The sequence below is a fragment of the Paenibacillus sp. MAHUQ-45 genome (assembly GCF_058133325.1).
In genome coordinates this window covers 24,750-38,903 of record NZ_JBYUPV010000017.1, presented here as the reverse complement: position 1 = coordinate 38,903, position 14,154 = coordinate 24,750, and the positions used below count along the sequence as shown (strand labels likewise).

The 14,154-nt window shown below is 51.8% G+C and carries 7 protein-coding genes and 1 riboswitch; all 7 genes read left to right on the top strand.

The annotated features are described in order from the left end of the window. Positions 1-25 precede the first annotated feature (25 nt). Positions 26-1,288 (top strand): TRAFAC clade GTPase domain-containing protein, encoded by a 1,263-nt coding sequence (locus tag AC3Y23_RS26270; protein WP_379204741.1) that lies wholly within the window; start codon positions 26-28, stop codon positions 1,286-1,288. Further along, a complete protein-coding gene (locus tag AC3Y23_RS26265) occupies positions 1,285-4,332 on the top strand; it encodes a GAP1-N2 domain-containing protein (RefSeq protein WP_379204739.1) in 3,048 nt (1,015 codons plus the stop codon). The genes AC3Y23_RS26270 and AC3Y23_RS26265 overlap by 4 nt, the downstream gene beginning before the upstream one ends. Positions 4,333-4,498: 166 nt before the next feature. After that, positions 4,499-4,697, top strand: a riboswitch (cobalamin riboswitch). Positions 4,698-4,874: 177 nt separating this feature from the next. Continuing rightward, the gene (locus AC3Y23_RS26260; protein WP_379204737.1) at positions 4,875-9,470 is read left to right on the top strand and encodes an S-layer homology domain-containing protein; all 4,596 of its coding nucleotides are present in this window, start codon (positions 4,875-4,877) and stop codon (positions 9,468-9,470) included. A 183-nt stretch (positions 9,471-9,653) separates the two neighbouring features. Further along, positions 9,654-10,823: a DUF4430 domain-containing protein gene (locus AC3Y23_RS26255; protein WP_379204735.1), complete on the top strand. Its 1,170-nt coding sequence runs from the start codon at positions 9,654-9,656 to the stop codon at positions 10,821-10,823. Continuing rightward, the gene (locus AC3Y23_RS26250) at positions 10,820-11,764 is read left to right on the top strand and encodes an energy-coupling factor transporter transmembrane component T (protein ID WP_379204733.1); all 945 of its coding nucleotides are present in this window, start codon (positions 10,820-10,822) and stop codon (positions 11,762-11,764) included. The genes AC3Y23_RS26255 and AC3Y23_RS26250 overlap by 4 nt, the downstream gene beginning before the upstream one ends. Continuing rightward, a complete protein-coding gene (locus AC3Y23_RS26245; protein WP_379204731.1) occupies positions 11,680-13,416 on the top strand; it encodes an ABC transporter ATP-binding protein in 1,737 nt (578 codons plus the stop codon). The genes AC3Y23_RS26250 and AC3Y23_RS26245 overlap by 85 nt, the downstream gene beginning before the upstream one ends. Continuing rightward, on the top strand, positions 13,389-14,078 hold the full coding sequence (locus AC3Y23_RS26240; RefSeq protein WP_379204728.1) for an ECF transporter S component: 690 nt from the start codon (positions 13,389-13,391) through the stop codon (positions 14,076-14,078). Before AC3Y23_RS26245 ends, AC3Y23_RS26240 begins: the two co-directional genes overlap by 28 nt. Positions 14,079-14,154: the final 76 nt, after the last annotated feature.

The following is a 14,154-nucleotide window of genomic DNA, read 5'->3' as shown; positions in this document are numbered from 1 at the left end:
CGTAAAGCTTTAAGGAGGATGAAAGATGTCTTTTTTTAGCCGCTTTATGAAAAAGAATCAGTCGCAGCCGCGACCGCTCTATTACGATATCGTATGTCCCTTCTGCTTTACCAAATTTGCGCCGGAGGACGTGGTCTTTCGGGCTATGCATAGCCGGGAGGACGATGAGAATTACGCTCTTGGCGAGGATGATGCGCTCAATAAATACCGTGAACGCTTCGGGCTGGATACTGTGGATGACATTGAGGCTATTATTCGTCCAGCCGATATCCCTGAGGAATATCATCATTACACAGACAATGTGCTCACTGGTCTGACGGACCGCTATGGGGTGCTTACACGTAGACGGTTATGCCCATCCTGCCATAACGAGCTTCCGGTCACAGCAGGCAAGGTACCAAGCAATATTATCTCTATTATCGGTGCTTCCCAAGTAGGGAAGTCAGTGTACATGACGGCGTTGATTCATACGCTCCAGCACACCACGGCCGGGCATTTTGATGCTGCCTGCATGCCGCTGAATGCCGAGATTAGCCGCAAGTTCCGCACGCTCTATGAAGAGCCGCTGTTTGAACGCGGGGATCTGCTGGCTTCGACACAGAAGGAAAAGATGCAGGAGCCATTCATCTTCCAATTTGTCTTCAAGGATGAAAGCAAACCACCGCTGACGCTGGTCTTCTTCGATGTTGCGGGTGAAGGTATGGTCGATCAGGATTATCTGGGGCTGCACGGACAGCATATCAAGAACTCTGCGGGTATCCTGTTTATGGTCGATCCGCTACAAATCCGTTCGGTGCGTGAGAAGATTCGCATCAACCTGGGCGATCGTCCGGGGGAATGGGTCTCGCAATATGATGAGCCGCGCGACGTTGTGCTGACCATGTTCGGTGATTTTATTGCTTATCAGGAGAAGAGCAAGACGGACATTCCTACCGCAATCGTTCTTGCGAAGAGCGACATGCTGCATTCGTTAAAAGATGAAGACGGCGATTACATCAAGTCCAACAGCAACGTTTTCAATAACTATGTGCATCGTAAAACGTTAAATCTGGACGAATTTCACAACATTGACGGGGAAATTCGCCGGTTTATCGGCAAGGTGGACCGCCCGTTCAAGGATACGATGGATGTGTATTTCTCCAACACTGCTTATTTTGCCGTATCCGCACTCGGCAGCAATCCTGTGAATCAGAAGATTGAAGGAGTTGTCAGCCCGATTCGGGTGGACGAGCCGTTCATCTGGCTGCTTCACAAGCTGAAATACATCGAGGGGAGCGACGGCCCGTGAAGAATCATTCAGGGGCGATGATCACTCAGCAGATGTACACCCGGGAGCGGCGCGGGATTTTTCGCTCCACAGAAGGGTTCGATACGGTAGCAAAGTCGGAAGGGCTGGACGGCGGTTTTATCAAAAAAATCCTTCATCCCTTCTGCCTCTATGATGCTCCGGCGGAACTTACGGCGCGCGGGGAGAAGGACGAATCAGCCTACCCCTCGGCCCTACACCTGTTCCATACGGAGAACGGGGAGACCGTCATCGGCAACAGCCGCTATCAGTCGGCAGATTTCACGGGGCAGCGGAGTGCTTTTTTCGCCCATAACTTTGTTGTTCCGGCTGCTCGTGCAGAAGAGATTGTAGAGCGTTATGGGGATTGGCTGCATGCGGATTTTGCGGAGAGTTACACAGGTGAGCTGGGTGGCATTTTGCCAGAGCTGCCTTCTATTCTGGTGGCGGGGAGAACACAGGTCGACCCTGTGACAGTGCTATCTTCTCTGAACATTGGGGAGGGCTTGTTCAAGGCACTGCTGCAGGCGGTGATGACTTCCGTGGCCGGCAAGAAGAAGATCTATGTGTCGCTGGATGTACCGATTGGAGAGCTGTCGAAGCGGGCAGCAGAGCTAACAGAGGTTATTTTTGGCGCACTACCCAATGAGTTCCGTCGCAGACTGGGTGTCATTACGTACGCCAATGAGCCAAAGAGCCGCAAATATATTCATTTGACCTTTGTAGAGAAAGGTTCACTTCGCCCCGGCGACCGCACTGTGGAGAAGGATTTTACGTTCGACCTCGTCTCCGGGCGCAGCAGTAATGTCGATTTCGGGGATTCACGGCAGCCATATGCTGATCTGGCCTGGAAGGTGACGAGCAGCGGCAGTAGCATGAATGACTTTGGTCAATTTGCCGACCGGATGTTGGACGGGGAAAGCTTGGATCGCAAGCTATCGCTGGGGCTATATAACGAATTGGCTGTATTTTACGAGATTGAACAAGGCAATGAAAGCTTATATGAACAGAACAAATATGCCGTTCTCGGTGGATTGCTTGATTATCTCAAAGGGGATGGCGCGCTACAGTCGCGAGTCCGGTTGAATGATATTTTTCTAGAGCGATTTGACCGTGAATATGATCTGATCAGGCAAGGGGGGCCACTGATACCTGCGGTAATGGAGAGCTTCAAGGCTTACTATGTGCTGCCGGGACATAATTACAGGGACCGTATCGTCGATTATTTCATTAACGGGATGCTGAATAACAGCAACCAAGGGCGCGAGGACGACCTGAAGGCAGCGTATACCATTATCGAGAGTGAAGAAGAGCTGAGTGCGGCCTTTTTCAAAAAAGTGCTGGCCCAGCCGATCTTTCGCCGGAAGCTTCTGGAGCCGTATTTGGAGAATCGTCTGGCTGCCGCCACATCGGCAGCGGATATTGCCGGTTTTGTCCTCTATTGGGGGCGTACGCTGCCCGAGGTGCTTCAGCAGGCCTTTATTGAGGACAAAACCAAGGATTATTTGCTGGAAAAGCTTCAGCGTGAAGCCGATCCTGTTGCCGCTGCGGCCGGGATCCATGAGCGTGTGGAGAAAGCCGAGAAGGAACGGCGGCGCAGCGGTGGTATCCAGCCTGAGGCGCTTGAACTTCTGCGCGGACTGGCTGCAGCCGCTGACCGTTTTCTGCTGAACCGTTTGTCCCTGGCGGAACTAACAAAGGAACAGCTACTGGATATTGCCTTCCTGCGTTATCCGAAGGGTGCTGCTAAATGGTATCCGCCGCTGGATCAAATCAGCAAGCAGAAGCAGAATGCACTGCGGGCCGCTTACCGCTGGTTCGGGGAAGAGAAGCCGGATGAAGGAATCTTCGCGGAACTGACTCCAAAGGAGCTAGATGATGTGCAGCTCCTTGGACGGCGCTGGCTGAAGGAGGCGAGGTCCGTTGAACCTTTCGAACGGCTGCCGCTGGGCTTTTACTATAGCAGTCGCCGTGAGGGGGGACCGCTGGATTACGAAGCGCTGCTGGAGCTGGTTAACCAGAAAGCAGGTTCGGATAAAGAGACCGTCTACCGCTTCCTGGCTTGGACACAAGGCAATCCATTGTTTGTAATCTCGAACAAGAAGCTGCAGCCGGGGTACCGCCGAGCGATTCTGAAATATTTCCTCAGTAATGACCGAGAAGCATTCAAGAATCGCGAATTCCGCAAATCCTATCTTGCAGCTGCACATCCTGCTCTGCAAAATGTATATAATGAAGCCCGCTCCCAATTGGCTTCACCGCTGGCGCGGTGGGTCAGCCGCAGCCGATTTCAAATCCTGATCTCGGGGCTCGCGATTGGAATTGTCCTGATAATTGCAATTATAGCTGTTAGCATGCTGAGACCGGACGGGAAGGATAGTACCCTACCGGAGATTAGTCCGCAGCCAAGTCCGGCCCAAACTGCTGGTACCGACCAGCGGCCGGTCATGGCCTATCTGCTGGCACCTGACGGAGAGCAGGAGGAGGGTAGCAAGCTGCAGTTTATTTTCCCTACTGCTGCTGATTGCGAAAGCTTCAAGCCGGCTGAGATTAGTCTGCTCAATACCGATGACACCAAGAGTACGTATAAAGTAACAGCTACGACTAGTACGTGTTCATTGCCTTCATCGGATTTAGAGTCTTCCTCCGGGCAAGAAAATTCTGCTGCTGACCATGCAACTGGAAATGCAGATGGAACGGGAACGGATAATTCTCCGCATTCATCTGCTAATGCCAAGGATGCAGTGTCTGATCAAGCTAATCATGCTGCGAATCAGCAAGAGCAGTCTTCTTCAACAATTGATCCTGCCGCTTCACCTTCGCTTACGCCAGAAAGTGGACAAGTAGTTCCGAAAGAGGGCCAATATCAGGTAACCCTTGCGCTGGAGCCTGGGGCTGCGCTGGTACCGGGCGACACCATTGAGGCTGGGGACTATAAGCTGAAATTGTCCGACAAGGCTCTTGCACCAACCTCTGATGAGTCTTCGGTGAAGGACGACCCAAGCCCTGAGCCGACGGCTACAACAAAACCAAAAACGAAAAAATAGTTGCTACTCCTGAACAGCTGCTGAGTTATGACTTGGACAAGTTATGGCTATACAGCATTCAGGAGTTTTTTTCGCTGTCAATATGGAACAATACCGATTCTGGCAGTTTTTCTATGGACATACCGGGGGATTATAGCTATTATTAGGAATATTAAAATTTAATAGTAGTATATTTAATGAAGAAGGTGCAGACTCAGATATCTGAGTTTGCTTAAAAGGGAAGACCGGTTCAAAATCCGGCGCGGTCCCGCCACTGTAGATGCGGAGCGACTTTTCAAATGCCACTGTTCCTATAAAGGAGTCGGGAAGGCGGAAAGAAGCGATGAGGCATGAGCCAGGAGACCTGCCTTGTTCAAAGTGTTCCCATGCCTTCGGGGGGTGAGGTCGGGAACCAGTTGCAGATGGATTGTACTCCGGGAAAGAAATTCCCGTACGTCTGCCCTCAAGCTAAGTTTGTTCTGACCACCCTTCATAATAGGGTGGTTTTATTTTTTTACCAGAATAAACCAAATTATAAGGAAAAGAGGTTCATGATGAAAAGAATGTTATCATCCCGAGCGCTTGCGCTTGGACTGGCACTACTGCTGGTCATCTCCATTCTTGGCTCTTCGCTGGTGCCGGCAGGACAAGCCTTCGCCGAAGCACAGCAAAGCCTTACTGGACAAGGAGTTACAGAAACTAGCGTAACAGATGCTACCTACGGCGCAGCGGCGTTTGCTGCGGCTGCACAAGAACCGGTAGATGTTCAACAGGCAATTACAGACGCTATAAAGTATGTACAGAATAAAGGATATACTTCTGACTGGATTGCGATGAGCTACGGGCGGCTTGGAATTAAGATACCGGATAGTTATATTACCGGACTTGAGAAGAGCGTGAAGAGTACGATGACTGCTTCTTCTCCTCCGTATGTAACCACGTATGCCCGGTTGGCTCTGGCTGTTACGGCAATCGGTCGTGATGCAACCAACTTCGGCGGCTATAATCTTCTTGAGCCGATTTATAATAGCAAGGACGTAGCGGCACAAGGCATAAATGGCCCTATATATGCATTGCTAGCTATTACAGCCGGACAATATAATGTGCCTGATGATGCAGTCTGGAGCAAAGAGCGGATTGCGAATAATCTCATCTCGAAACAAGATCCGTCAGGTGTCTTCTCGGCTTTTGGTTCCAATGCAGATATAACGGGGATGGCTTTACAGTCTCTCTACACTTACAACGGCTTTCCTGAAGTCGAGTCTGCAGGCCAGCGTGCCGTTGATTGGCTGTCCAAGAATCAGAACAAGGACGGCGGCTATGACAGCCGTTGGGGCGTGAGTAGTGAGGCTAACTCACAGGCTATTCTTGGCTTGACTACTGCTGGTATTGACCCGACAGGACCAGAGTTCACCAAGGGCCAACACAACCTTATCACCAACCTGTTAGCTTACCAATCTACTGATGGCGGCTTCCGTCATGCTATGTCAGGAACATCTGATAGCATTGCAACTGAACAGGCACTGCAAGCACTAATCTCCTATCAACTGTTCCTTAAAGGAGATAAGTTCTATAACTTAAAGCAACCGGCTTCACAAAAACCGGCCGTTCAGGCTTCAATTACAATTGAAGGCCCTGAAGGAAGGATCACTAGCGGGGCTGTGGAAGCGCCAACGGCGTTTAAGGCTTTGGTAGAGGTCACTAAGGCTAATAATATACCGCTGGATATACAAAACGGCAAACTTAATGGCATTAACGGAATTTCGCAGCAGCAGTACGGTGCCTCTGACGGCTGGAAATATGCTTTCCAACAAGACGGGCACTGGAGAGTGTCGGATGTAGATGCTGCTGATTATGCTCTTAATGCAGGCCAACAAGTTCTATTTTTCTACGGCGATGCTGATACAAGTCTGAATAATCATGTAAACGTATTGCCGGCCATCCCTGCTCCAGGAGAAGGCTTTACGGTTCAGGTCTATAATGATGCGGTAGATTGGAACACGACACCGTCCAAGACTGTTAGCAAGCCTGCCCCAGGGGTAAAGGTAGCTATTGGGGATCATGCGGTTACAACAGATAGTGAGGGGAAAGCCAGTTTTGTTGGCCTGCCTGCAGGCACTTATGATGTGGAGCTTACAGGTTACCGTCAAGGTGCAGCACCAAGTGTGTTACCAGTTCAATCACAGTTTAGCGTAGCAGCACAAGCTCATTCTTCTATAGCTATTGAAGGTCCGGAAGGTCCTTTGGCTTCTGGCACGGTAGATGCAACGAGTCCGCTTCAGGCTTTGAGAAAACTGGCGCAAACCAGTAATCTCTCTCTGGACGTTACGAACAGTCCCATGGGAGAGTATGTCTCTGCGATTAAAGAAATAGAAGCGGGACAATACGGTGGCTGGGATGGCTGGTTCTATGCTGTGAAGAAAGATGGAGGCTGGACCCTTCCGAATGTTGGGGCAGCGGATTACTTACTTCAGAGTGGGGAACAGATATTATTCTATTATGGTGATTTCGGAGTCACTTCCTTTATTGATTCCATCCAGGCGGAGCCAAAGCAGCCTGTTTCCGGACAGCCATTTACTATTCTGGTAAAGAAGATTGTCGATGATTGGAACACGGGAGGCAGTCTGATCCTGCCGGCTGAGGGTGTTCAGGTTACGATTAAAGGTGAAACAGTAACCACCAATAATGATGGCAAAGCGACCTTTGTTTCCGGTAAGACTGCCGGTGACTATGAAATTGAAGTTACGGGCTACCAAAAAAATGCTGCTCCAACAGTGGTTAGAACGGTAAGCCCAATATCCGTTGCTAAGGATAACGGTACTTCAACACCAACGCCTACACCTGCAAAATCGCAGGTCACCTTCTTGGTGGAAGGCGATGCCATTCGCGGTACAATTGTTCCGAGCACAACAGTCAATTTGAACCCGGGTGATACGCCTTATAGCTTACTGGTTCGTCAGTTGGGAGGTAAGGTGGTTGCTACCGGTTCCGGCATGAGTTTATATGTCAGATCAATTGATGGCTTGGCAGAGTTCGACCGTGGTGAGAAAAGCGGTTGGATGTACTCGGTCAATGGAGTATTCCCGAACTACAGTGCAGGTGCCTATACTACGCTTGCAGATGGGGATACGGTTGCCTGGCGCTATACAACAAATCTTGGAGTCGATTTGGGTGAGCCATCCTTTGAGAACGATCCGAAGGGGCCAACCACCGGTACTCCAGGAACGGGCACTGCGGTTGTCATCAGCCCGGATAATGCTCTGCCGCTCAACAAGGTAGGACAGACTACAACCGTAAGCAATGCCAATGAAAAAATGACGGCTGCCCAGGCAGCGGAACTAAAGCAGACTTTGGCGGCTAATACAGTGTCCTTGTCACAGGCGATTCCAGCCGGAGCAGCAGCGACATTGAAGGATAATGCCGGAGAAGTGCAGTTAAGCATTCCGGCTGGCGCAGTGTCCAGTGGTGTTACGATTAATGTAAAAGAACTCTCATCCAGTCGTTCCGAACTGGTATCCGGACTGTATGAATTTACTCCGGATGGCACGAAGTTCGCGAAGCCGGTGGATCTGGCCATTAGAGTACCTGTTACTACGGACCATCTAGATAACTTGACTATGGCTTGGCTGAACAAGACTACTAATGAATGGATTCCAGTTCCGACTACGGTAGATGCGAAGACTGGCATTGTTACAGGAAAAGTTAGTCACTTTACCGACTATGCAGTCATTGACCGCAGTCTATGGGAGCCACAGCAAGATCAGATTAAGAAAGATATTGCCGGGGCTGTAAAATACATTACATCCGCAGAAGCAATCAGTGATTGGCAAGCCATCGGTTTGGTACGCTCTGGCAACACAGTGCCAGCTTCATACCTGAGCGGCCTGAAAGCTCAACTGGCTGAGGCTAAAGGCGAGTTCCGCAAAGTGACCGATTATGAACGAATTGCGTTGGCTGCAGCGGCTCTGGGCAGTGATCCGCAAAGCATCAGCGGTTATAATTTGATTGAGAAAATTTACAACAATGCTAACATGACGGCTCAAGGCAGCAACGGCGTGATTTTCGCCCTGACTGCACTGGACAGCGGCGCTTACAATGTACCTGTAAATGCGCAGTGGACACGTGAACGTCTAGTGGATTGGCTTCTGAAGCAGCAAACGAAAGAAGGCGGCTTCCCGTTGTCAGTTGGCGGTGCTGCTGACATTGATATTACTGCCATGACCGTAACAGCTCTATCTAATTACAAGGAGCAAGCGCTCGTTAAAGCGGCTATCGACAAAGCACTCGGCTGGCTTTCCTCTCAGCAGTTGGAGAACGGCGGTTACAAGTCGTACGGCGATGAGAACAGCGAAAGTGTGTCGCAGGTAATAATTGCTCTGACGGCTGTGGGCACAGGCCTTAACGATCCGCGTTTTGTGAAGGCTAAAGGCGGTCTGCTGAGCAATCTGGCGACATTCAGACAAGCTGATGGCGGTTATGCACATGCTTTGAGTGACAAGAACAGTAATAGCATTGCAACGGAACAAGCGCTACTGGCGCTTGCAGCCTACGACCGTTTCTTGAATGAAAAAGACAAGTTGTATAGCTTCTCAGCTACACCGGTGACTACGACTCCGGTTCCAAGCGTGACCTTTGCCGATGAAGGGCAAATCTCAGCCTGGGCTCTGAAATCGGTGCATACCGCGTTTGACAACAAGCTGATGCAGGGAGTAAGTGCTGACAGTCTTGTATTTGCGCCAAAAGCAAACATTACACGAGCACAGTTTGCGGCATTATTGCTGCGATTGACAGGTAATCAGCCTGCTGATGCATCTTCAGCTTCGGTATTCAGCGATGTGAAACCGGGGGCATGGTACTACGGGGATGTCATCAAGGCGAAAGAGCTTGGCATCATTGATGGCGTCAGCAAGACGACGTTCAATCCGAACGGCACGATTACCCGTCAGGACATGGCTGTGATGATTGCCAGAGCTTACAAGCTTGATGCTTCGGCGAATAAGCCAAGCTTCAAAGACGAAGTGAAGATCAGCATGTATGCATTGGGATCTGTGCAGTCTGTGTCTGAATTGGGCTACATGACTGGCTTCAATGGATCGTTTGACCCATCCGCACCAGTAACCAGAGAAATGGCGGCGGTGGTTGCGGTAAGACTGCCTTAGGATCTTTCGGGTAGTGTCTGAAAAAGTATTTTGGATCATATAGTGAAAATGATGGAACGGGGGAGAAGTTAGTGCCCTCGTTCTTTTCCCTTTTCTATTCAAATTCTGTATATCACTACAAGTAGCGGGTGCCGTTCTGTAACAGCGGCGAACCCGCGTTATTCTATGGAGGTGCTTAGGTTCATGTCCAACCCTTCCAAGCGCTGGCTGGCTTTTGTGGCTGCGCTGTTGACCGCAGTGCTGCTGGTGGCCGGATGCTCATCCGGGAATCAGCAAGTCCCGGGGTCCAATCAAGTCTCACATGTAAATGACAAGGATAACAAGAATAGTGAAGCTGCCAAGAGCGGTAACACCAATGAGAGTGGCAGTGCTAACGATAGTGGCGCTGATAGTAGCAACGCTGGTAGCGACGCCGCAAATGAAGACGGTGCTGATAGCGGCAGTGCCGGTAACGTCGCGAAAGCTGGGGGTGCTGACGGCAGCAGCACTGGTAAGGCCGTAAATGCGGATGGCGCAGACGGCAGTAGCACCGGTAAGGCCGTGAACCCGGATGGTGCAGACGGCAGTAGTACCGGTAAGGCTGTGAATACTGGCGGCGCTCCAGGCAGCGCTGCCGCAGGTGAGGCCGCCGGCTCCGCAGTCGCCGGCGAAGACCACGCTGCTGCGGCCAATGGCCCGCAGCAGACCCCGCCGCCGGCAGCCGCAGCTGCGCAGGCTGCCGGCAAAGCGTCGCCGGCCCCTGCGGCTGCGGCGCCGTCAGAGCAAGGCGCTGCGCTTGCAGCAGCAGCGCCCGTAACCTCGCCGCCGGGTAAGGCCACGGCGGCTCCAACCAAGCCCGCTGCTAGCGTAGCGCCGGCAGCGGGGTCCACAGCTTCGCCGAAGGCATCGGCGAAGCCTGTAGCGACCGCCGTAGCCACAGCGCCGGCGGCAACAGCCAAGCCGACGATCAAGCCGTCGGCTACTGCTAAACCGGCTTCTACAGCGCCGGTGGAGAAGCCGAATGCAGCAGCTACGGCCACCATTTCTATTGTGGGCGATAAGGAGCTAGGTACGATTTTATCCCCGGTAGCTATGGAAGTAGAGAAGGGCGATACCGTGCTGGACCTGTTGAAGCGGATTACGCGGAAGAACAAGGTGCAGATGGAATACCGTGGGACGAAAGGTTTTGCCTATGTGGAAGGTATCGATAATCTGTATGAATTTGATCGAGGCTCGGAGAGCGGCTGGATGTACCGGGTGAACGGAGTGTTCCCAGATAAAAGTGCGGGAATCTATGATGTGAAGCCTGGCGATGTGATCGAATGGTTATATACACTTGATCTGGGCAAGGACCTGGGGTCCAAATTCCCATGAGTGGCGGCTTTCGCTCCATGCACCCTACTGTAGCGATTGTGTATTATGCCGGGCTGGTGCTATTCGCAGCGCTTTTGTTTCATCCCGTGTATCTGATGACAGAACTGATTGGTGTGCTGGGTCTATTGCTGTTGCAAGGACAGGGGAAGACCCTGCTGCGCGGGCTGCCTTTTTACCTGCTGATGGCAGGATCTGTAGCTGTACTCAATCCTTTTTTCTCACATAGAGGTTCCCATATTCTGTTCTATTTCATGGACCAGCCAGTTACGCTGGAAGCGATTCTGTACGGACTGATGATGATGCTGGTGCTCCTGACGATTCTCATTGTGTTTGTGTCTTATAACTACACAGTGACAACAGACAAATTCATGTATTTGTTCTCTTCAGTGGCTCCCAAAAGCGCCCTGCTGACCCTGATGTCGATCCGGTTTGTGCCTTTGTTTCAACGGCGGCTCCGCCAGATTACTGCGATTCAGCGAACAAGAGGTATTGATACACGTAAGGGCAGTTTGCGCAAAAGAATGAAGGACGGAATGACACTACTGAAGGTTCTTCTGACTTGGTCGCTGGAGGAAGCACTGCAAACAGCCGATTCCATGAAAGCTCGCGGCTACGGGGTAAGCAAACGCAGTAGTTACGCCAACTATAAGATGGATCGGCAGGATATTATCGTCCTGGTGCTGCTAGCAGTCAGTGGCCTGATTCCACTGCTGGGCTGGCTGCAAGGGTATGGTACGATGCAGATTTATCCGCGGCTGAAGCCGCTGGAATTCACTTGGCAGGAAAGGGCAGTATACGCAAGCTTTTGCCTGTTTGTACTGATCCCGTTAGGGCTGGAAGGAAAGGAGAAATGGATATGGAGATCATCACAGCGGACCGGTTATCCTTCCGCTATCCCGATGAAGCCGAAGACTCGCTTCATGAACTCTCGTTCACGGTAAAGGAGGGCGAATTCGTCGTGCTGTGCGGTCCCTCGGGCTGTGGAAAAACCACGCTGCTGCGCCATTTGAAGCGGGAATTGACTCCGGTGGGGACCGGCAGCGGCAGTGTGCGTTATAGAGGGCTTCCGCTGGGAGAATGGTCACCTCAAGTGGCCGCTGCCGAGATCGGCATGGTCTTTCAGAACCCGGAGGCCCAGATCGTGATGGATACGGTCTGGCATGAACTGGCCTTCTCTATGGAGAACCTGGGTTATCCGCTATCGGTAATGCGCAGCAGACTAGCGGAAATCGCCGGGCTGTTCGGATTGGAGCCGCTGCTGTACAAGCCGGTGCATGAGCTTTCCGGTGGGCAGAAGCAGTTGTTGAATCTGGCCTCCGTGCTGGTTCTCCAGCCGAAGGTGCTGCTGCTGGATGAGCCAACTTCACAGCTAGATCCGATTGCTGCCCGTGAGTTCATTCAAATGCTGCATCGGCTGAACGAGGAGATGTCTGTGACAGTCATTATTAGTGAGCATCGTCTGGAAGAGGTTCTTCCACTGGCGGATCGTGTACTGATGCTGGAGGATGGCAAGCTGAAGGCCGAAGGCACTCCGCGCGAAATTGCCGTGAAGCTTGGTGGGGAAGCAGCTGCCCCTTCTGATCTGGCTTATCTTCCCGCTGCAACAAGGATATATCTCGGTTTGACTGCTGAAGCAGCCTTGGAAAGTGCCACTTCCATCCCTCTGACCGTCCGTGAGGGCAAGCAATGGCTGCAAAGAGAATGGCATACAGATGGTGAAGGAGGGAGTGCCCGTCCGTCTGTAGAGCATCACGCAGCGGCCTTAGAGGCTGGTGATAGCCAGCGATCTTCCATCCCATCAGGTAGACCTTCAGCAGAATCTGTCTTACCAGAAGGGATACTGAAGGCCCGGGAGATTACGTTCCGCTATGACAAGGAAGGACCTGAGGTGCTGAAGAAGTTATCTTTGAGTCTTTTCCGGGGAGAGCTGCTGGCTGTGCTGGGTGGTAACGGTGCAGGCAAGTCTACACTGCTTCATCTCCTGAATGGGCTGGTCAAACCGCAGCGGGGACGTATAGAGCTGGCCAAGGGCAGTTCTACGGGATATCTCGCCCAGAACCCGCTGCTATACTTTAGCCAGAATACGGCGCGGGAGGAGCTTCGGCAGATGGCGGAATACGGGGGTCTAAGCGCTACGGAAGCTCAGGGGGAAATCGATGGGCTACTGGATATTTTTGAGCTTGGAGCGCTGCTGGATCGCCATCCCCATGATCTCAGCGGAGGTCAGCAGCAGAAGCTGGCCCTGGCGATGGTGATGCTGCTACGACCGGATATCCTGCTGCTGGATGAGCCAACCAAGGGACTTGATCCTGCGGCTAAAGAGAAGCTGGCGAATCTGCTGCTTCGCCTTCGCGAACTGGGCAAGAGCATCATCGTCGTTACCCATGATGTGGAGTTTGCGGCGAGCTATGCGACCCGCTGCGCATTGTTGTTCGATGGCGGGATTACAGCAGAAGGCCCGCCGGAGAGCTTTTTCAGCGCTAATTATTTCTATACGACGGCAGTGAACCGTATGGTACGGGACTGGCTGCCACAAGCCTTAACGGTAGAGGAGGTAACCCGGCAATGGCCCGCTTTCGTTTCCCGGTCCTGATCGCCCTGGCCGTATTCATTGTTGCCCTGGCTCTGACAGCCGCACTCAAGGATAGTCATTATATTCTGTTAAGTCTGGTGCTGCTGGGGGCCGCGTTGTTTCCACTGTTTGCAGGCCTGGAACGTCGGCCGATTGAGTCGCGGGAACTGGTGCTGCTCGCTGTATTGTCAGCGGTAGCAGCGGTCAGCCGCATTCCTTTTGCTGCGTTGCCCAGTGTCAAACCGGTATCGGCCATCGTGATTCTCTCTGCCTATGTCTTCGGTGCAGAAGCGGGGTTTATTATCGGTGCTGTAGCGGCGCTGGTCTCTAATATCTACTTTGGGCAGGGTCCTTGGACACCTTGGCAAATGTTCTGTTGGGGGATGATTGGTCTGACAGCAGGTTGGCTGCGGGGAACCTGGTGGATGCGTAAAAGGACGGGGATGCTTATTTTCGGCTTTGTCTGGGGCTTCCTGTTCGGCTGGATTATGAACATTTGGTATTTGATCAGTCTGCCGGATGCGTTTAGCTGGAAGCTGGTCGTGACAGCATATATCGCAAGCTTTTACTTTGACCTGGCCCATGCGGTGTCCAATGTAATTTTCCTGTCGCTGCTCGCCGGGGGCTGGATTAAAGTGCTGGAGCGTTTTCGCAAAAAATATGGATTATTGCAAAAGGAGTGAACGATTAGTTCCTCCTTTTTTTCTTTAGACACCAACCGACAACTAATAGTTGAATTCGACAAATTATTTAAACGTA

What these genes read in the sequence shown, in the direction of transcription:
- AC3Y23_RS26260 (WP_379204737.1), top strand. Translation starts at nt 4,875, where the DNA reads ATGTTATCATCCCGAGCGCTTGCGCTTGGACTGGCACTACTGCTGGTC.
- AC3Y23_RS26250 (WP_379204733.1), top strand. Translation starts at nt 10,820, where the DNA reads ATGAGTGGCGGCTTTCGCTCCATGCACCCTACTGTAGCGATTGTGTAT.
- AC3Y23_RS26270 (WP_379204741.1), top strand. Translation starts at nt 26, where the DNA reads ATGTCTTTTTTTAGCCGCTTTATGAAAAAGAATCAGTCGCAGCCGCGA.
- AC3Y23_RS26245 (WP_379204731.1), top strand. Translation starts at nt 11,680, where the DNA reads ATGGAGATCATCACAGCGGACCGGTTATCCTTCCGCTATCCCGATGAA.
- AC3Y23_RS26240 (WP_379204728.1), top strand. Translation starts at nt 13,389, where the DNA reads ATGGCCCGCTTTCGTTTCCCGGTCCTGATCGCCCTGGCCGTATTCATT.
- AC3Y23_RS26255 (WP_379204735.1), top strand. Translation starts at nt 9,654, where the DNA reads ATGTCCAACCCTTCCAAGCGCTGGCTGGCTTTTGTGGCTGCGCTGTTG.